Annotated in this window: 13 protein-coding genes; 3 read left to right on the top strand and 10 right to left on the bottom strand. The window is 37.5% G+C overall.

Translation table 11 applies throughout. The features are described 5' to 3' along the window. Positions 1–22 precede the first annotated feature (22 nt). A complete protein-coding gene (locus J2786_RS01095; protein WP_034695305.1) occupies positions 23–388 on the bottom strand; it encodes a hypothetical protein in 366 nt (121 codons plus the stop codon). A 21-nt stretch (positions 389–409) separates the two neighbouring features. Continuing rightward, complete coding sequence (locus J2786_RS01090) at positions 410–1549, bottom strand: acyl-CoA dehydrogenase family protein (RefSeq protein ID WP_034695304.1); 1140 nt, start codon at positions 1547–1549, stop codon at positions 410–412. A 345-nt stretch (positions 1550–1894) separates the two neighbouring features. On the opposite strand from J2786_RS01090, the gene J2786_RS01085 reads away from it, so the two are divergent. Further along, positions 1895–3673: an AMP-dependent synthetase/ligase gene (locus J2786_RS01085; protein ID WP_047432429.1), complete on the top strand. Its 1779-nt coding sequence runs from the start codon at positions 1895–1897 to the stop codon at positions 3671–3673. A gap of 63 nt (positions 3674–3736) precedes the next feature. Here the strand turns inward: J2786_RS01085 and J2786_RS01080 are convergent, their stop codons facing one another. The 5 genes from J2786_RS01080 to J2786_RS01060 form a co-directional block, all read right to left on the bottom strand. Further along, positions 3737–4696 carry a hypothetical protein gene (locus tag J2786_RS01080; RefSeq protein WP_310023649.1) on the bottom strand — a complete coding sequence of 320 codons (960 nt, stop codon included), beginning with the start codon at positions 4694–4696 and terminating at the stop codon, positions 3737–3739. A gap of 507 nt (positions 4697–5203) precedes the next feature. Continuing rightward, on the bottom strand, positions 5204–6163 hold the full coding sequence (locus J2786_RS01075) for a hypothetical protein (protein WP_142014324.1): 960 nt from the start codon (positions 6161–6163) through the stop codon (positions 5204–5206). Between the two features lie 391 nt (positions 6164–6554). After that, on the bottom strand, positions 6555–7331 hold the full coding sequence (locus J2786_RS01070) for a zinc ribbon domain-containing protein (RefSeq protein ID WP_047432438.1): 777 nt from the start codon (positions 7329–7331) through the stop codon (positions 6555–6557). A 2-nt stretch (positions 7332–7333) separates the two neighbouring features. Next, the gene (locus tag J2786_RS01065; RefSeq protein WP_047433359.1) at positions 7334–8431 is read right to left on the bottom strand and encodes a Nif3-like dinuclear metal center hexameric protein; all 1098 of its coding nucleotides are present in this window, start codon (positions 8429–8431) and stop codon (positions 7334–7336) included. 130 nt (positions 8432–8561) lie between these two features. Then, the gene (locus J2786_RS01060; protein WP_310023646.1) at positions 8562–9410 is read right to left on the bottom strand and encodes a phage tail-like protein; all 849 of its coding nucleotides are present in this window, start codon (positions 9408–9410) and stop codon (positions 8562–8564) included. 250 nt (positions 9411–9660) lie between these two features. Between J2786_RS01060 and J2786_RS01055 the strand changes: the two genes are divergently transcribed. Both J2786_RS01055 and J2786_RS01050 read left to right on the top strand, forming a co-directional pair. Next, complete coding sequence (locus J2786_RS01055) at positions 9661–10488, top strand: ion transporter (protein WP_047432443.1); 828 nt, start codon at positions 9661–9663, stop codon at positions 10486–10488. A 43-nt stretch (positions 10489–10531) separates the two neighbouring features. Further along, positions 10532–10690, top strand: coding sequence for a hypothetical protein (locus J2786_RS01050; protein WP_156121462.1), 159 nt, complete (start codon positions 10532–10534; stop codon positions 10688–10690). Positions 10691–10887: 197 nt separating this feature from the next. Here the strand turns inward: J2786_RS01050 and J2786_RS01045 are convergent, their stop codons facing one another. The 3 genes from J2786_RS01045 to dnaE all read right to left on the bottom strand — a co-directional run bounded on the left by J2786_RS01045 (position 10888) and on the right by dnaE (position 21678). Further along, a complete protein-coding gene (locus J2786_RS01045; RefSeq protein WP_082001977.1) occupies positions 10888–13212 on the bottom strand; it encodes a GEVED domain-containing protein in 2325 nt (774 codons plus the stop codon). Positions 13213–13383: 171 nt separating this feature from the next. Then, complete coding sequence (locus tag J2786_RS01040; RefSeq protein ID WP_082001978.1) at positions 13384–16665, bottom strand: fibronectin type III domain-containing protein; 3282 nt, start codon at positions 16663–16665, stop codon at positions 13384–13386. A 345-nt stretch (positions 16666–17010) separates the two neighbouring features. Next, complete coding sequence (gene dnaE, locus J2786_RS01035) at positions 17011–21678, bottom strand: DNA polymerase III subunit alpha (protein WP_047432451.1); 4668 nt, start codon at positions 21676–21678, stop codon at positions 17011–17013. Positions 21679–21725 lie beyond the last annotated feature (47 nt).

Genomic DNA, 21725 nt, shown 5'->3' with positions numbered 1-21725 from the left:
CATATTGAGAGCCTTATTTGTTTTATTTCATATTCACTACTTTATCTACAATAAACTTTGTGTTTCCTCTCCACGGAAGGGCACCATTGTACTCTTTGTAATGCAGGTCAAAAGTTTTACCGCTGTTGGTTTCCAGTTGTTTGAAAACTTCGGGGTCATCTACAGAAAATTCAAACTCATAGCTTGTAATAGTTCCTGTTTTTCCTCTTCCAAAGCCTTCCTGAATCAGCTTACCTTCATACGTTTTGAAGACATAACCTTTTTTCATAGCATAGTTCAGGTATCCGGATTTTACTCCTTCTCCGAAAACGAAATAGTACTTATACCAGACAAATACGCCCAGTAACAACAGTACGACACCAAGGGTGATCCACAAAGATTTTTTCATAGGTAGTGTGTTTTATAAATGTTATTTTGCGATGCTTCTGGAGATCACGATTTTCTGGATTTCAGAAGTTCCTTCATAGATCTGAGTGATTTTTGCATCTCTCATTAATCTTTCTACGTGGTATTCTTTCACGTATCCATATCCACCGTGGATCTGTACTGCTTCAATAGTAGTATCCATTGCCACCTGAGAAGAGTATAATTTTGCCATAGCTCCACTTTCAGAAATATCTTTTCCTGCATCTTTTTCACAAGCTGCTTTGAAACATAGCATTCTTGCGGCAGTAATCTGAGTAGCCATATCAGCCAATTTGAATGCAATCGCCTGGTGATTGATGATTTCAGTTTTGAAAGCTTTTCTTGTTTTAGCATATTTCAATGCCAGTTCGTAAGCACCTGAAGCAATACCTAAAGCCTGGGAAGCAATACCGATTCTTCCTCCGTTCAATACTGCCATAGCAAAGTTGAATCCGAATCCGTCAGCACCAATTCTGTTTTCTTTTGGAACTTTTACATTATTAAAGATCAAAGAGTGAGTATCACTTCCTCTGATTCCTAATTTGTCTTCTTTTAATCCGATTTCAAATCCTTCCCATCCTCTTTCCACGATGAAAGCATTGATTCCTTTGTGCTTTTTCTCAGGATCTGTCTGTGCAATTACAATATAATAAGTAGCTGTTCCACCATTAGTGATCCAGTTTTTGATACCATTTAAAAGGTAGTAATCTCCTTTGTCTTCAGCAGTAGTCTTCTGAGAAGTTGCATCAGAACCTGCTTCCGGCTCAGATAATGCAAATGCTCCGATGACCTGTCCGCTAGCCAGTGGAGTAAGATATTTTACTTTTTGCTCTTCAGAAGCGAATTTTTCAAGACCGGCACAAACCAATGAGTTGTTTACAGACATTACAACAGCTGCAGAAGCATCCACTTTTGCAATTTCCTCCATGGCAAGCACGTAAGAAACGCTGTCCATCCCTGCACCTCCGTATTTTGGATCTACCATCATTCCTAAAAGTCCCATTTCTCCCATTTTCTTCACCTGTTCTGCAGGGAATTTCTGGTCACGGTCTCTTTCAATCACTCCAGGTAAAAGTTCATTTTGTGCAAAGTCTCTTGCTGCCTGCTGAATCATCAGCTGTTCTTCCGATAAATTAAAGTCCATAAAAAAAATAATTAGATAGCCGTAAATTTACACTTTTTAAGCAAATCTGAAAAAATAAATTAAAAGTGGAAAAAAGGCAGGTTTTGGGAGGTTTAATGATGATGAAGACGAGTTTCGGGATTCGGGATCAAGAGTTATAAAACTAATTTAAGATATGTCAGAAAAAGCGAATCTGTACTAAAGATTAACTTTAAATATAAAATCTCTATTTCAGTGCTTCCGGCGCCCTTTTTGAATCGAACTGTTATGGTAAGCATTTAACTAATTCCTAATTATTACCTTCTGAGGGTTTCAATTAAAAAAAATGCTTATATTTAAATTTCTTTATAAATTACGTAAAAAATCATGACGATCAAGAGATTATTCGATATTCCGCACTATGCTTTAGAAAAATATCCTAAAACGGATATGTTTGTCACAAAGTATCATGGTGAGTGGAAAAAAACTTCTACACAGGAGTTTATTAATGAGGGAAATAAGATATCCAGAGGATTATTGAAGCTTGGTATAAAGCCAGGTGATAAAATTGCTTTGATTACAACCAATTCCCGCACAGAATGGGCAATTATGGATTTCGGGCTTTCTCAGATCGGAGTTGTTTCAGTACCGGTATATCCAAGTATTTCCCCTGAAGATTATGAATTTATCTTCAATAATGCTGAAATTCAGTATTGTTTTGTTTCTGATAAAGAGCTGTTGAATAAAGTAATGAAAGTAAAACATAATATCCCGAGTTTACAGGGAATTTTTACTTTTGATAGCATCAGCGGAGCAGCCAACTGGAGAGAAATCCTGGATCTGGGTAAGGATGAATCTACCCAAATTGAAGTAGATGACCTTTCTAATGCGATCAACACAGAAGATCTTGCAACGATTATCTATACTTCCGGAACGACAGGAAGACCGAAAGGAGTAATGCTTACGCATAATAATATTGTTTCAAACGTCCTGGGAGCCATTCCAAGAATTCCAAAGAAAAGAAGTTTTGATTATAAGGAAGCCAGAGCATTAAGTTTCCTTCCTATCTGTCATATTTTTGAAAGAATGCTGTTCTATCTTTATCAGTACAACGGTTTTTCTCTATATTTTGCTGAGAGCATTGAAAAAATGGGTGAAAACGTAAAAGAAGTGAAGCCTCATTATATGACTGTAGTACCAAGACTGGTAGAAAAAGTATATGATAAAATCTATAATACAGGATCTTCAGCCGGAGGATTAAAATCAAAAATCTTCTTCTGGGCACTGAATCTGATCACCAAAAAGAAAACCATTTCAAAGCCATCCGGACTTCAGGAAATTATTGCTGACAAGCTTGTATTTTCTAAATGGAGAGAAGGTTTAGGCGGTGAAATCGTGACTTTGGTTTCAGGATCTGCAGCATTATCTACAAGGCTTAACCTGATGTTCCAGAATGCCGGTATTCCAATTCTGGAAGGTTATGGTTTAACAGAAACCTCTCCTGTAATCTCCGTAAACAGTTTTGATAAAATGAAAGTGGGAACGGTAGGGATTCCATTGGATAATTTAAAGGTTAAAATTCAGGAAGACGGGGAAATTACAGTAAAAGGGCCATCAGTTTTCAAAGGGTATTTCCAGAATGAAGAAATGACAAAAGAAGCCTTTACTGAAGATGGATTTTTCAAAACCGGAGATATCGGGCATATTGACAGTGACGGATTTTTACAGATCACTGACCGTAAGAAAGAAATGTTCAAAACTTCCGGCGGAAAATATATTGCCCCTCAGACTATTGAAAACCTGGCAAAAGCTTCAAAATTTATAGAGCAGATTATGGTTGTGGGTGATGGTGAAAAAATGCCATGTGCTTTGGTACAACCTGATTTTGAGTTTGCTAAAAACTGGGCTATGAGAAATAATCTGAATATCGGTGCTACACCTGAAGAGATTGCAAAAAGCCCCGAATTAAAACAAAGAATTGAAAAAGAAATCGAAGGGATCAATGAACACCTTGGAAACTGGGAGAAAATCAAAAAAATTGAGCTTACTCCTGAAGTATGGAGCATCGAAAGCGGACTGCTTACTCCAACGTTAAAACTGAAGAGAAAAGCCGTAAAAGAAAAATTTATTGCTTTATACAATAAGATGTATGATCATCATGAGTAAAAAAACAGAAACCGCTTCATTTGAAGCGGTTTTTTTCATTTACAGAAAATATTTTTTTCATCCTTATAATTTCTTCAGACTAAAATGACGGGCCTCAGAAACACCGGCAGGCGCCTGTGACTGCACTGTTCCTGTAGCAGAATCAAAAGCCCCTCTATACATCGTTAAATGAATAACATCCCCTGCTGTTAAATTTACCAGACAATGGAATGAAACTGGTGTATTTCCTGCACCAGCCACAGCCTGTCCTATATTTGCACGGGTACCAGCAATAACGTTCGCTGCACCTATTCCATTTTTTGTAATACCCAGGTTAACTCCAATGTAACTGCTGGTCCCTGTAGTACCTCCAGCTCCGAAATAGGACAAAGCATCCAGTTCATAGATACCTGTTTCATTAATAACAAAACGGTTGTTTGCAGCATCCCACGAAGCGGTTGAGCCTTGATTAACCTGTACTTCGCCGGCAGTAAAAGGCAGTACTTGTGGAATACCGGAATTAAAATTAGCGGTCGAAGGTAAATTATAAGTAGAGTTTGATGACATACTGATAATAGTATTAATAGAAGTGGTTGGATTTATAACTACTGCTTCCCAGGTGACCACACCTCCTGTAGCTCCGTTACTTATTAACATGACAAACCATCCCTGTCCTAAACCAATGGATGATACGGGCAGACCTGTCTGATTATCGATCAGCTCACTTCCATTGGCTGTTATGATAACATTGAAACTGCCTGTGTTTTTAATATAATATGTCCGTCCTTTAATATGACCTTGTGCGGGATAAGCCACCGTAGCTGTCGGTAGTGTTATGGTTCCGACAGAACTACCATTATAAGCTACATAATAATCTGTAATACTCATATTGTAATCCGCAGATATCAGACGGTATTGCGCTGCAAGGCTTCCGTTAATTTCCAATGTACTTCCGGGAGTGACTGTATTAATACCAACATTCCCTAACTGCCCTAGAAGGCAATAACTTAAAAGAGATAAAAACCCCATTAATAATTTTTTCATGATATATAATTTTTTGGTTGTGTATAATTTGAATATCAGAATGTACAAATGATATTATTTTATACAAAATCATTTTTGATTATATGAATGAAACTATAATTAATAGTATTTTTCTCTGGTGATAATCTATAAAACTGAGTTGCCTGTTTATCTCCTGCTGAAACTTGTCTATTCATTTAAAAATACACAAAGCTTCACATACCTCATTAAAACAAATATACAAATAAATACAATATGTTAATAATATTTTAAATATTACCTACAATACTATAAAAAAATACAGACGATACGATTAAAAACAAGTATGATTTCACCTTTTGTCCAAAAACTCCCGAAGCACAGAACACCAAAAGCGGACTGCTTACTCCAACGTTAAAACTGAAGAGAAAGCCACAAAAGAAAATTTATTGCTTTATACAATAAGATATATGCTCATCATGAATAAAAAAAAAACCGCTTCATTTGAAGCGGTTTTTCATCTGTGGAAAATATTTTTTCTTCATTCCTTTACAATTTTTTAAGAGTGAAATGACGGGATTCAGACACTCCCGAAGGTGCCTGTGACTGCACTGTTCCTGTAGCAGTGTCAAACGATCCTCTATAGATTGTTAGATAGATAACGTCACCAGCAACTAAATTTACCAGGCAATGAAATGAAATAGGTGTATTCCCTGCCCCGGCAATAAGCTGTCCGATATTTGAACGGGTACCGGCAATAATATTGGCTGCAGCCGTTCCATTTTTTGTAATACCCAGATTAACGCCAATATAATTACTTGATCCTGTAGTTCCTCCTGCCCCGAAATAAGACAAAGCATCCAGCTCATAAACCCCTGTTTCATTAATGACAAAGCGGTTATTTGCTGCATCCCAGGAAGCAGTTGATCCCTGATTAATCTGTACTTCAGACACAGTAAAAGGCAGCACCTGTGGAATACCGGAATTGAAGTTCGCCGTTGAAGGTAAGCTGTAAGTGGAGCTTGATGACATGCCGATAATGGTATTAATGGCATTATTTGGATTGATGACTACTGCTTCCCACGTTACCCCGGCACCCGCGTTACCATTGCTAATCAGGATTGCAGCCCATCCTTGCCCCAATCCTATGGATGATGCGGCAGCACCCGGCTGGTTATCTATCAGTTCACTTCCATTGGCTGCTATGGTGACATTGAAATTTCCTGTGTTTTTGATATAATACACGCGTCCTTTGATATGCCCCTGTACGGGATAGGCAGCAATAGCTCCAGGTAGTGTTATGGTTCCGGCAGAACTACCATTATAAGCTACATAATAATCTGTAATACTCATATTGTAATCCGCTGATACTAACCGGTACTGTGCAGCAAGGCTTCCGTTAATTTCCAATGTACTTCCGGGTGTTACTGTATTAATACCAACATTACCCAGTTGTCCCAGGAGACAGTAACTTAAAAGAGATAAAAATCCCATCAATAATTTTTTCATTATATATAATTTTTTTGGTTTCATATAAATTGAATATCCCAATGATATTATTTATAAAAATCATTTTTGATTATATTAATGAAGCTATAATTAATAGATATTTACTTTTGGTATAATCTACAGAATCTAGTTGCCTGTTTATCTACTGCTGAAATCTGTTTGTTTAAAAACGACACCTCAACAGTCCTTATTAAAACAAATATACAAATAAATACATTATATTAACAATAATTTAACACTTTAAGGTTTGATTGAAAAATATAAACAATAAACAGTTAAAATAAGTATAATTTTATCTTTTATTTAAAAACTAAAAAAATTATATACTACATATATCCAAAAAAAGCTGTTTCATTTCTGAAACAGCTTTCGTATAAGTTAAAATCAATAATTAGAATTTAATTACAGATTTCATTTTTTCGTTTTCTTCCATTACCAATTCATCATCAACAAGGATTTTTCCGGAGTGTTCATCAATAATGATTTTCTTTCTCTGAGCAATTTCCATCTGCTTTTGAGGAGGGATAGTGAAGAAAGATCCTTTTGGAGCTCCTCTTTCTAATCCTACTACAGCAAGTCCGTTGATAGAGTTGGTTCTGATTCTGTTGTAAGAAGCCAATAATCTCTCATCAATTTTAGCGGCGAATTCTTTAGACTGCTCTAAAAGATATTCTTCTTCTTTCTGTGTTTCAGAAATAAGACCATCCAATTCTTCTTTCTTGAATTTCAAATGGCTTTTCAAATCATCGATCTTAGCGTTCAGTTCGCTTAAAGTTTCGTTTTTGTGAGCAATTTTAGCTGCGAATTCTTTAATTCTTTTTTCAGCAAGCTGAATTTCCAGATCCTGGAATTCCATTTCCTTCCCTAATGCTTCAAACTCTTTATTGTTTCTTACATTATCCTGTTGAGATTTGTATTTCTCAATTAAAGTTTTAGCATGGTTAATCACTTCATGCTTCGTTTTGATCTGATCGTCCTGATCTTTGATATCAGCATGAAATTTTTCAGCTCTTTTTTCAAGACCTTCAATTTCAATTTCAAGATCTTCAACTTCAATTGGCAATTCTCCTCTAGTATTTCGGATTTCATCCAATCTTGAATCAATGATCTGTAAATCGTATAAAGCTCTTAATTTTTCTTCAACTGAAATATCGTTGGTTTTTGCCATATTTAAATGAAATAATTTACTGGGTTTGTTTTTTCAATAGATTTTGAAATTGCAAATGTACTAAATTTTTGTGATAAAATTTCAAATAATTGTTGGGTAACCAATTGTTCCGATTCATAATGTCCTATATCACAGATCAGCATTTTAGACTCAGCAAGAAAATAGTCGTGATATTTAAGATCTCCGGTAAGGTAAGCATCACACTTTCTGGCAGCTGCAGATCTTATTCCACTTGCCCCGGAGCCTCCCAAAACCCCTACTCTTTTGATTTTTTTATTGTTAAAAGAGGAATGTTTTATCACCTCCAGACCAAATTTTTCTTTTACAAACCCAAGGAAATCTTTTTCATCCATTTCCTCTTCCAGATCACCATACATTCCTAATCCGGCATGATGATTTTTATTATCCAGATTATAAACCTGATAGGCTACCTCTTCGTACGGATGTGCTGCTTTCATGGCTCCCACAATCTGTCCTTGTTTAAACCCTTCAAAAATCACAGAGATCATATCTTCATCTGCATTTTCGCGAATTCCCTGCTGTCCTGAAAACGGATTTGAGCCTTCTTTAGGCGTGAATGTTCCGTTACCATTCACTGTAAAACTGCACTCATCATAAAATCCGATATTTCCTGCTCCGGCTGAGAACATGGCTTCTTTCACTTTTTCTGAATACTCTCCGGGAACAAAAACCGTCAACTGTTTTAAATTATTTTCCTTCGGCTGAAGAATCTTCATATTCTTTAGTCCCAACTGACTGCATATACCGTAGTTCACCCCATAGAAATCATTATCAAACGCAGTGTGGATGGCATAGATGGCTACTTTGTTTTCAATAGCTTTTAAAACAGCTCTCTCTACATAGTTCTTCCCTGTTAAAGATTTTAGTCCGGAAAATATGATGGGATGAAAACATACAACCAGATTACAGTTTCTCTCAATGGCCTCATCTACTACATTTTCCAGCGCATCATGGCAAACCAGAATTCCTGATACATCACGGTCATAAACACCACACAACAATCCTACATTATCAAAATCTTCTGCCTGTCTGATGCTGATCTCCTCCTCAATCTTTGCAATTACAGTTTTTAGCTTCATTAATTTATATTTTACGGTTACAGCGAAGATATTAATTTTACCAAAATTTCTAAAAAAATTCTGCAGCAATAAAAAAACCGGCTTTCTTCAACCGGTTTCATTTTGATATTAAAAAGAACTAAATAGACTGTTAATCTTTGAAAAGTGATACTCTTGTAAAGGATTCTACTACTACGCCACAGTTGATGTCGGATTCCATAAAAAGCTGATAGCCTTTTCCCGGATCAAGACTCGCAGGGTCCGCAATGGTATAGAAATAAAAGGTAAGAATGTTACCTGTTCCACTGGAGCCGCTTGGAACCAACTGGATAGAATTGATTTCAAAACCGGAATCGGGATTTTTAAAAGTAGCTTTTATGGATCCTGAAGAGTTGGAACCTGGAGTGATTGTAGCGATTGCTCTCCAAAAATGAACCTGCCCGTTAATTTCATTTTCTCTCCATTTACCGGTGGCTGCGATATAGATATTGCTGGTAACACCTGGAAAGGGAACGGTTGTTTCCGGCCAGCTTGTGGTAGGGCTTGCAGCAAAGACTAACGGAGCGTTATAAAGCACCTGTTGTCTTGGTCCATAGCCGCTTCCTGCAGCACTTAAACTGAATGAGGGTTTTACATTTGCGTTTCCAGAATTTACTTTAACGACACCGTCGTTACCAGCCTGAGAAGATGTGGGAACAAAAAGCTGTCTCCAGAGGGTACCATCCCAGTACTGGAAGTTATTCGTTGTCGTATTAAAAATAAGGGTTCCTGCAGTAAGGTTAGCGTTTACTACACCTGCAGGAGGTACTGTGGAAACGTCATTATCAGCCAGGTTGTTATCCCGGTCCGTATCAGTAAGACGAGGAATAAGAATTCCTTTCTGGTTGGACACTATATCCAGTACTGAAGCTCCGTTCGGTGCTGAAGTATTAATCCCAACCTGAGCATACACAAAACTGCTTATGAAAAACAGAATAAACAAGGTTAAAATTTTTCTCATGATATAAAGCTTTTGTAGAATAAAATTACAAACTTGATGATTAAAAATGTTAAAAAAAACATTTTTATATGTCATATTTTATTCGTATTTTACTTAATATAATACATTGAAAATCATATAATTAATATAAAATAATTCACTTTTAAATGATAGATTTTTCATTAACATTTGCGAGATTCTTTTAACAATCATATATTTACCGTATACTTTATATAAATTATTAACTTCGCTGTGAAATAACCCCATATAAATGGAAAGAGAACATAATCTGATTCCTGAGGACACTCTTTGGAAAAGATTCCTTTACCGGATAATTTATCGCTCCGATACGAAGCTTGGAAAACTGTTCGATATCATATTATTGTCGTTAATTCTTGCAAGTACGGCTATCATTATGATGGAAAGTGTACCTAAGCTTGATAAAAGATTCCATTATACCTTTCTGATTCTTGAATGGGTGATCTCAATTTTCTTCACCGTTGAATATTCTATGCGTATTGCAGTGGTAAAGAATAAACGGAGTTATATATTCAGTTTTTTCGGAATTATTGATTTTCTGGCTCTTGTTCCTTTCTTCCTTAGTTTTTTCTTTCCCATTACTAAGTATTTCCTGATTTTCAGGATGCTGAGAATGTTGAGAATCTTCAGGATTTTCAATTTGCTGGATTTTATGAACGATGGATATTTAATTGTAAGAGCTTTAAAAAACAGTTCAAGAAAAATTTACATCTTCCTGTTGTTCCTGATCATTTTCTCGGTTATTGTAGGCTCACTTATGTTTATGGTAGAAGGCGGAAGGCAGGGTTTTGAAACAATACCACAATCTATTTACTGGGCGGTTGTTACAGTAACTACTGTGGGATATGGTGATGTATCGCCTATTACACCGCTAGGGAAGTTTTTCGCTGTTGTTCTGATGCTGGCAGGTTATTCCATCATTGCGGTTCCTACCGGTATTGTAACAGCAGAAATGAGAAACAAAAGACAAAATCTGGAATTGATATGTGAACGCTGTGGTAATGAAGACATTGATGATGACGCAAGGTATTGTAAGAAATGTGGCAAGAAATTAGCTTAATATCTGGTATAAACAAAATTTAATCACCAAATACCACAAAATCATGGAACCAAAAAAGAAAAACAGACCCAATAGCTTAGTGATTATTCTTTTTGCACTTATCGTACTGATGATCATTATCTACTTTATATTAGTAATGTTCTTCCCTACTGTTTTTGACCTTATGAATAAAGGAGAAATACAGCCTGTACCAAATAAGTAATGAGTAATGAGTAATGAGTAATGAGTGATGGAAAATCATTTCTAATCAAAAAAGAACTATACGACAAAATTAAAAAGATGAGTGAATATTTCGCTCATCTTTTTTCATACCTCCTTTTAAATCAAATTGTACTCAATCTCCATAAAAAAAGACGGATCATCGATGACCCGCCTTCCTTTTTTTATTTAAATGATGAATTATTTTTTAATGACTTTGATCGTCTGCTTAGATCCGTCTTTCATTTCAAGTGTTACCAAATAAACTCCCTGCATTAACTCTCTTAAATGGATCGTAGATTCCGGGTTGGTGACTGTTTTGACTAATCTTCCTGTAGCATCTGTCACAGATACATTTTTTACATTCTTCACATCCGAGATATTCAATACATCCGTAAATGGATTAGGATACACCTGAATATTATTTTTCGCTATTGCCACCTCAGATGTTGCCAGATTAGCATTGTTAATACTGATATCATCAATATACAGATTATACTGATCCGGATCCGAATAAGCATTAAATCCGAAGAAATACACGCCTGTTGCAGGAACGGTAAACGTTATAGATTCTGTATGGGCAGTTTCATCATTGATTGATGGGTAATCTGCGATAGAACCTGTCATAGCAGCTGCATCTGCTGAAGTTCCATAGGCAACTTTTAATTTTTCAACATAGGTTGATGAATTATTACCATATTTATAACTGATTGTATACTGTACTCCTGCTGTTAAGTTCAGTCCCTGTGTAAAGAACCATGCATTACCGGAATTGGAAGAGTTATACTGATATTTCAACACATTGGTAGTGAATCCCTGACTATCAGAAGGAGGATCCGTGGTTTCCCAATCATTTCCAGTTCCAGCATTAACATTCATTGTACAACCAGGCAGATCCGGAACAGTCACATTTTCAAAATCTATCGTATAAGGAAGATTCGCGCTTGAACACAATGTGGTAAAGGTAGCATGATCACTCCATATACTTTTACTTGTTGCACTACATGCAGATCTTACCCACACATAATAAGCAGTAGAAGCAGCTAAACCAGGAATATTATAAGTGGTTGCTGTAACTCCTGTAAAATTAGGTGTGCTTGTTGCTGTAGGTGCTGTATTGGTTGTGCTGTAATAAATATCATATCCGCTGGCTGGTACAGGACTGGCGGCTGCCCAGGAAACCATAGCTCCCGCAGCAGTAATATTTGAAATAGCTAATGCATTAGGTTCACTACAAGCCGGAGCTACATCTATATTAATATCATCAACATATAATTTATTCATATTGGCATCAGAATAGGCCTGGAATCCAAAATAATAAACCCCTGTAGTTGTTGGAGTAAAGTTTACAAAAGCACTTGTTGCAGTACTGATAACAATATTCGAGTGGTCTGCTAAAGTATTGGTCATTCCCGCTGAAGTAGCAGAAGTCCCATAGGCCACTTTAAGCTTTTCAGCATATACAGTTCCTTCTGCGTTGGCATATTTATATTTTATTCTGTAGGTCACTCCTGCAGTAAGATTAATACCGTTGGTGAAAAACCACGTATCAGCATTATCGGCATAGTCGTAAGAATATTGAAGAACATTTCCGGTGAATCCCTGTGCATCCAGATCCCCTGTCTCCCAAATATTTCCTGCACCATCATTAAGTACTGAGGTACAACTTGGCATATCAGGCGGCGTTATACTTTCAAAATCCAATGCGTATGGCACTCCCACAGCAACACATGACGTCATAAATGTTGCCATTTGAGACCATGCACTCTTATTGGAAGAACTGCATGCAGAACGCACCCACACATGGTAAATAGTAGCTGGAGCAAGTGAAGGCAGATTGGCAGTTAATCCACTGCTTGTCCCGGAAACCACTGTAGCAGCAGTAGGATACGTACTGGAAGTGGAATAATAATATTCATAGCCGCTTCCCGGTGCAGAAGCAGGAGCCGTCCACCCTACCTGGGCAGAATTGGCAGTAATAGCAGATACCGTTAAAGCAGAAGGTGCAAAACACGTTGGAACCGCACCGATTACCACCGTATAATCATGAGCTTCTCCATACCCATCTGTATTACACGGAATAGGATCTCCGGAGAATCTGTCTCCTACTCTCATCCTGTAAGTACCAGGAGTAACGGTAGAAGGAATTGTTATTAGTCCCGCAGTAATATTGTTTGCCCCCACAAGAGTACTACTTGCAGAAGCTACCAGCTCAGGAGCTGCATCATCAAAAGTTCCGTCATTATTAAAATCTATCCAGATACGGACATTCTGATCACTATAATCATGTTTAACGCTAAAATCATAACTTAAACCTGCACTAAGGTTGATCGTCATAGAAGTATAATCTCCATATGAGTTAGCAGAACATCCTGTATTAGAATGATCAAATCCGGCACCCGGAATTGCAAAAGTATCTATCATATCCCCACCACTACAGCCACTGGCAAACGCAGGGGTACAATACGTCTGCGCAGAGGATAAAAAGCCAGTCATTAACAAACCAACGAGTAAAAAATTTTTCATATAAATCAATATTAGTTACTCAAATCTAGTGAAAATCAGCAATAAAAAAAATATTTTTTTCATCATATGGCAATAAATATAAATTTTCTTTCAACAAAAGATAATTCTGTCTGTAAAAAAAAGAGACTGCTCAAATTGAACAGTCTCTCTCTTTATTAGTAAGAAATTATTTTATCTTTTAATTGCTTTAACGGTTTGTTTAGATCCGTCTTTCATATTCAGGATTACTAAATACAATCCTTCTTTAAGATCTCTCAACTGAAGTTCAGAAGAAGGTTTTTCTATTGTTTTAATCAATCTTCCGGAAACATCAACAATTGAAACAGATTGTACTTTGGATACATCAGAGATCGTTAATCTATCTGTAAACGGATTAGGATATACAGTAAGCTTATTCTCTTTTATTGCAGTTTCAGAAGTTGCCAAATTAGGGTTCTGCTTTACTTCCACATTATCTAAAAGAACATCATCATAGAAGTATCCGTTACCACTCACATTTTTATCTACAGTAAACCTCACCTGAATAGTTGCTCCGATATAAGAAGCTGCTAAAGGAACAGCAACTGTTCTCCATTGATTTAAGTTGGTATTATCACTAAAGATCACTACCCAACCGTTTCCATCATTTACCTCTACCGTAAGTTTATTATTATCATAAGTAGAAGGAGAAACTGTAGTACCACTTGACGTAGAATGGTTTTTAAACCAGTCAAAAGAAACAATTGGCGCAGTTAATCCCGTTAAATTTACAGAAGGAGTAACTAATTGTACAGTGTTTACACCAGCTCCTGCATATGGTGAACTCGCATCCACCCATGCATAGGTACCAGCTGCTTTTTGGTTATTAGCCGGGCTTGCACCATAATCTGCACTTCCTGCAAATTTCCAGAAAAGAGTCGCATCCGTACCTGTTGCTGTAGGGTTTACATTGTTCCAGCAGCTTGGTGCTGCTCCATTGTCAAAGTTTTGAACAAAAGGTGCCATAACTGTTCCACAAAGTGTATTGAAAACAGCAACGGTAGAACTCCATGCACTCTTATCAGAAGAACTGCAAACCGATCTCACCCATAAATAATAGGTAGTGGAAGGAGAAAGTCCGGATAGAGGAGCTGAAGTTGTAGTACTGGTTCCCAAAGCTGTTGTAGAAGCGGTAGGAGCTGTACTGCTTGTAGAATAGTAATACTCATATCCACTTCCAGGTACTGTGGCAGGAGCTGTCCATGAAACACTTGCTCCAGTAGTTGTAATCGCTGAAACTGTCACAGCAGATGGCTCTGAACAAGTAGGAGTAACATCTATATTGATATCATCAACATAGATTTGATTCATATCTGCAAGAGAATATGCCTGGAATCCGATATAATAAACTCCTGTTGCGCTTGGGGTAAAGTCTGTAAAAGTATTTGTAACAGTTCCACCGGTAATATTACCATGATCTGCTATGGTATTCGTCATTGCCGAACTTGAAGGAGAAGATCCGTACGCCACTTTTACTTTCTCAGGATATTGTGTTGTACCGGTTGCGTTTGCATATTTATATTTAATTCTATAGCTAACGCCCGCTGTAAGGTTTAAACCTTGTGTAAAAAACCATGTATTGGCTGCATTACTACTGTTGTATGAATAATTAAGCACTTTCCCCGTAAATCCGGTTGGAGCAGTTGCTGTTTTCCATAAATTCCCTGAACCGCTATTAATAACTGTTGTACAAGTCGGTAAAGCCGGAGTAGTAACACTTTCAAAATCTAAAGTATATGGTAAGCCAGTTGAGCTACACACTGTCTGGAATGACCTTACTGTACATGCTGTCGCAGGACCTGCAATATTGGCAGTATACGCAGTAACAGAGTAATAATATGTAGTAACATAGTTGAGAGGTGTAGTGATTGCATAAGAATTATTAGCTCCACCCGCGATATCCATATCTAGAACATCATTTCCTCCTGAAGTGGTTCCGACTTTTAGTTTGTATCCTGCAGCTCCATTTATGGCATTCCATGTAATGGTAGGAGTTACACTTACTCCTGTAGCGCTGGAAGCCGGAGCTGTTACTGTAGGACAAAGACCTAATGTTGTAAAGTTAGCCGAGCTTGACCATACCCCTTTATCTGTTCCGTTACAGTTTCCTCTCACCCAATAGTAATACTGAGTTGAAGGGGTCAAACCTGATAAGTTAGCTGTTGTTACCCCTGCACCTACAGAACCCGAAGGAGTAACTGTTGAAATCGGAGCAGTTGAATTGGTAGAATAATAATATTCATATCCATTACCCGGAGGTGTTGTTGAGGCCGTCCAGCTTATCGTTGCAGATTCAGGAGTCAGAGCAGCAGAAGAAAGGCCGGTTACTGTACTTGCGCAGTTCGGTGTAGTTGAAAAAGATCCTGCAGACGCATATCCGCTTCCGGATCCGGCAGCATTTGGAATATGAGAATACACGGATTGTACCGCACCATTTAAAGCCTGTACCTGAACCTGGTAGGCAGTATTCTGAGTAAGACCTGTAATTGTAGCAGAAGCAGCAGAAACGGGATTGCCCACAAGATCTGTCCAATCGCAGCTTCCAACTGCTCTATACTGAACATTATAGCCGGTTGCCCCGGTTGGAGCGGTCCAGTTTACAGTTGCAGCACTATTGGTGATTGCGGTTGCAGCAGCAAAAGTTCTTACAGGCGCCTGAGTACCGGGAGTCCATTTATATTGTAAACCAGCCGGAATTTTAACGTTTGCATTGGTTGTACTGGAGAAAAGCATAGTACTGTTATTAGCACTACCAGTAACTGCTTTAGACCAATCACAGGTAGTTCCGTTAGGTACATTTCCAATCATCAGAGAATTTACATTGGATGCGTAAGTAGTACTGTTTCCTCTTATTCCTACCTGAGGAGTACTATTTGAAGTACTGGTTCCCGGGTCTGTACAGTTTCCATAAATAATTTTGATTTCACCTGTAGCATACACCAGACGGATCTGAAAGTTCAATCTTTCGGTAGACCGGTTACTATAATTAGCATGATCCTGCCACTGCACAACAAATTCAGTTCCCAGATCCTCATATCTTACTTCATGATTTCCAGGCGGCTGTGTTGCATCCGATGATGAGAAACCTCCATCCTGTCCAAAAGCGGAAATTGCTCCTGTAGTTGTTCCTAAAGATGACATTGGAGTATAATTTGTCCCTGAAGGGGCAGCTCCAAAAGTTATAAATCCATTGGCACTTATATAACATGTAGTCATAGAAACGCCGCCGAAATTAAAAGGAGAAGACAGAGGAATTGCCGCGGATACTTCATTGTCATAAGTAGTATTGGTTCCGGTAGGAAATAATTTTGTACCTCCTGTAATCGAGGTGTAAGCTACCCCAGTACTTTTTGAAAAAGTATAGTTGGCAACATTGGTTTGTGCATAGACTCCCATACTCAGGGAGGCTAAACACGAAAGTAGTAATTTCTTCATAAAATAGTAATAATAATAGTTTGGGCGGTAAATGTATAAATATTAATTTAATTTTTAGACGAAATATTAAAAATTATCATAATTTTTTACATGAAAACAACCAAAATCACCATTAAAACATAACAAAACTAAACATTTATTTAATTTAAATAATTATTTCGCAATATGATGAAAAATATTAAAATTCTAATTATCAAATACTTAAATACCATACAATTAAAATAGACTTCAGTAAATTTTTCTATTTAACATAAAAAACTATTTAAAATTTTTCATCAATATTGAAAATATATAAACAAAAAAAAGAGCGGCATAAGCCACTCCTTATAGTATAACATAGTTTTTCTAATTTAAATAAAACTCATATTTATTAAGCAATTGAATTTCTTTAATCAGATCTCCATTGAGATCCACTGAATGTTTCATAGACTGCACTTCAATATGAGAGTCATCTTCCAGGTTTTTGATAAAGAATTTCAATTTCTGATTTCCTTTGTTTCTATCGAGGACCGTTCTGAAAAAGTCGAGATCTTCAGGTCTTACATCCATTACATCCATTACCAAAGATATACTTTTGGCAAATCGTTCAAATGCTTCCTGAAGTTCTATTACATCATTTACATTAACGAAGACCCTTCCATCTTTTACCTGAGCGAATTTTATTTTAAAAATGACAAATCTCTGAACTTCCAGTTTTTCTTTCAGCCTCATATAATCCCTGTCTCCCAACCTGAATGAGTATGAACCGGAATAATCTTCTAACGTAACAAAAGCTACTTTCTCACCACTTCTGAAACCATCCTGAACTCTATATTCAGTGATAAGGCCTGCTACAGTATATTCTTTTCCGCCGCCTCCATTTTCTCTTTCTTTCTGAAGGGTTTTCCACTCTTTCTTTTTCTCCTCAAAAAGTTCTTCCTGTTTATTGGAAAAAGCCTGCTCTTTGTAGGCATCTACCTCATCCAGATTCAGGAATAAGAAATTTCCTTTTGGCTCTGCTTTTTTAGTCACCTCTTCCACTACTTCCTCTTCACCTGCCACCACATCATCTGAGATAATTTCCGTAAGATCTACAGCATCATCCGGAGTATCCTGTTCCAAAACAGGTGCTTCATCTGTAACAACTTTACCCTCATCATTTTTTTCAAGAACAGATTTTTTAGAAAGCTGCCCCTGCATAAACTGGAACTGATATTTAAACTCATCCAGCGGATGCGCAGAAAGATAGAAACCTATGATCTCTTTTTCTTTATTAAGCTTATGCATATTAGGCCATTCCGGACAAGGTGCCAGTTTTGGCTGCTCAATCTGAACTTCTTCCGCAAAATCTGCAAATAAAGAATGTTCCATCTCATTTTTGCTTTCCTGGAAACTCTGTCCATATCTGATTAATCTTTCAAGATTTGTCTTTCCTGCCATGTCAATATCAAAATACTGACCCCTATGGAAACTATCAAGTTCATCAAAAGCACCGGCAAGCACTAAACTTTCCGCTACCCTCTTATTCATCTGAGAAGGCATTATTCTTTCAAAGAAATCATAAATATTTTTAAATCTTCCGTTTTCTCTTTCTCTTGTAATTGCCTCACTTGGTCCTTCCCCAATTCCTTTGATCGCTCCCAGTCCGAAACGGATCTGTCCTTTTTCGTTTACGGAGAATTTGTATTGAGATTCATTCACATCCGGTCCCAATACATCAACCCCTATACTTTTACAATCCTCCATAAACATGGTAATTGAATCCGTATTGTTAATGTTATTACTCATTACACTCGCCATATATTCTGCCGGGTAATTGGCTTTTAAAAAGGCTGTCTGATAAGCAATAAAGGCATAACACGTTGAGTGAGATTTGTTAAATGCATATTCCGCAAAGGCTTTCCAGTCATTCCAGATTTTCTCTAACCTCTCTTCATTCAGGTTGTTTTTTCTACCTCCTTCAATAAATTTCGGGTACATTTTATTAAGAACATCGATCTGTTTTTTACCCATTGCTTTTCTCAAAGTATCGGCTTCACCTTTGGTAAAATTGGCCAGTTTCTGAGATAAAAGCATTACCTGCTCCTGATAAACGGTAATCCCGTATGTTTCTTTTAAATATTCTTCTGTTTCCGGTAAGTCGTAGACAATTTCTTCAATTCCATGCTTTCTGTTGATGAAGTTTGGAATATATTTGATCGGGCCCGGACGGTACAGTGCGTTCATGGCAATAAGATCGGCAAAAACCGTTGGCTTAAGCTCCCTCATATATTTTTGCATCCCGGGACTTTCATACTGGAAAATCCCTACCGTTCTTCCTTCTTTAAACAGTTGATACGTTTTGGCGTCATCAAGTGGAATCAGATCCGGATCGATATCTATATTATATCTTGCCTTTACCAGCTTCAATGCATCTTTAATAATGGTCAGCGTTCTCAACCCCAGGAAATCCATCTTCAGAAGCCCTGCACTTTCCGCAACGGAGTTGTCAAACTGTGATACCAGGATATCAGCATCTTTTGCAGCAATTGTCACCGGAACCAGATTACTCACATCTTCCGGCGTAATGATTACTCCACAGGCATGAATTCCGGTATTTCTGATACAGCCCTCCATCTTTTTAGCACTTGCCAAAACTCCATGCCTTGCATCATCAGGACTATCAAGAACATATCTCATTTCATCAACAAGCATCTGTTCTTCCGGCTTTAATTTATCATATTTTGCTAAAGCTTTTGCGATATTCATTCCGGGGCTTGGAGGAATCAGCTTAGCAATATTATTTGTGTCAGGAATCGGAACATCCAAAACCCTTCCGGCATCTTTAATAGCAGATTTACCCCCCAATACTGAGTAAGTAATAATCTGCGCTACCTGAGTTTTACCATATTTTTCAACTACCCATTTGATGATTTTATCTCGTCCTTCGTCATCAAAGTCAATATCAATATCAGGCATGGAAACCCTTTCCGGGTTTAGGAATCTCTCAAAAAGGAGATCATATTTAATGGGGTCTACATTGGTAATTCCGATACAATAGGCCACAGCAGATCCTGCAGCAGAACCCCTTCCCGGGCCGACCCAAACTCCCATATTACGGGCTTCGTTACAGAAATCCTGTACAATAAGGAAGTATCCCGGATAACCGGTATTGGCAATTACCTCAAGCTCAAAGTCAAGACGTTCTTTAATTTCATCAGTAATCCCAGTTTCCACATACCTTTTCTTAGCTCCTTCATAGGTAAGATAAGTAAGATAAGCCATCTCCCCTCTTTTTCCACCGTCAACCTCATCTTCTGCATGAATAAACTCTTCCGGAATATCAAACTTAGGAAGAAGTACGTCTCTTTTTAAGGTATAAGGCTTGAACTTTGCCGTAAATTCTTCATAAGCATCAAAAGCATCCGGATACGCTAAAAAGGCTTCTTTTATTTCATCAGAATTCTTGATGTAATATTCGCCTGTAGCCAGCCCTCTTCTCTTGCCAAATCCTTTCCCAACAGGTGTTGTCAGTTTTTCACCATCTTTAATACAGCTTACAATATCCTGAATATTGGAATCGTCTTTATTGGTATAAAAAGTTTCGTTCTGGGCTAAGATTTTAACATTATATTTATCTGCAAAATGCAGTAAAACATCATTTAAATGCTCTTCTTCAGGCAGTTTATGATTTTGAATCTGAACATAAAAGTCATCTTCAAAAGTATCTTTCCACCATTTGAAAAGCTCTTCCCCTTTCTGCTCTCCGGTATTTAAGATTGCATCCGGAATATCTCCCATAATTCCGGAAGTCAAAGCAATAACTCCTTCTTTATATTGGGCTATCAATTCCCTGCTCACCCTTGGAACTCCAAAATAGAACCCTTTCAGGAATCCGATACTGGAAAGCTTTGCCAGATTTTTATATCCATTAAAGTCTTTCGCCAAAAGCACTACCTGCGTTCTCCTGTCCGGATCATCTTTCGTAAACTGCTTTTGCTCATAGCGCTCTGAAATATAAAATTCACAACCTACAACCGGGATAAGCGGTTCGGAAACAGGCTCAACTTCATTAAATTCTGTTCCGTTTTCGTCAGCTTCCTGTTTTTTTGCCAGGTATTCTTTATGCTTCTTTGCTCGGTCACTATTAGCACTCTCTACTGCTGAAACAAACTTAAAAGCACCCATCATATTTCCAAGATCCACCATGCCTACAGCCGGGAAATTTTCATCAGAAGCTTTTTTAATCAAATCATTAATGCTTGAAGTAGCGGTAAGTGTAGAGAAAACACTGTGATTATCAAAATTGAAATATTTACCTAAATCAATTTCATCAATACTTCCAAAATCCTGCTGTTTTTTCTTATTATGAAAATCAGCGACCTGCCTTCTGATAACAATATTGAAGGGTTTGATCGGATCCGGATAAAGACTTCTGAAATAAGCGAGCTGATCTTCTGAAATCTTTAAGGTTTCAGCGGGTACTACTCCAATTCTTACCATTTCAAAGAAAGCTCTGGCAGTAGCATTTACGTCAGCAGCAGCATTATGGGCTTCATCAAATTTGCTTCCATAAAGTTTTTCATACAATTCTTCAAGCTTCGGAGGTTTGAATCTTCCTCCACGTCCTCCGCCAAGCTGGCAGAAATCGGTTCCCAAAATCATGGTATCCGCTTTAGGCTTTTCCTGAAGATTATCTTTAAGGTTTTTCCTGTAAAATTCTGCTCCTACAATATTATAGTCGAATTCTACATTATGTCCGGATACCACCCTTACCCTTTCAAGGACTTTAGAAAACTCTTCAAGAATCTCCTGGAGATCCCGTCCTTCCTCATTGGCAATCTTGGTGGTAATTCCGTGAATACGTGCTGCGTTAAAGGGGATATCATACCCTTCAGGTTTTATTATATAATCCTGGTTTTCAATCAGGTTCCCATCATCATCGTGCACTTGCCATGCAATCTGAACCATTCTTGGCCAGTTATCCGAGTCTGAAAGCGGAGCGTTGAAATTTTTTGGTAAACCGGTTGTTTCTGTGTCAAAAATTAAATACATATAATGTTCTAACTTTTTTATAAAAAGAGAATGTAAAGTTACTTCAT

Source organism: Chryseobacterium vietnamense, assembly GCF_031454475.1.
Taxonomy (GTDB): Bacteria; Bacteroidota; Bacteroidia; order Flavobacteriales; family Weeksellaceae; genus Chryseobacterium; species Chryseobacterium vietnamense.
This window is presented reverse-complemented; position numbering and strand designations above follow the sequence as displayed.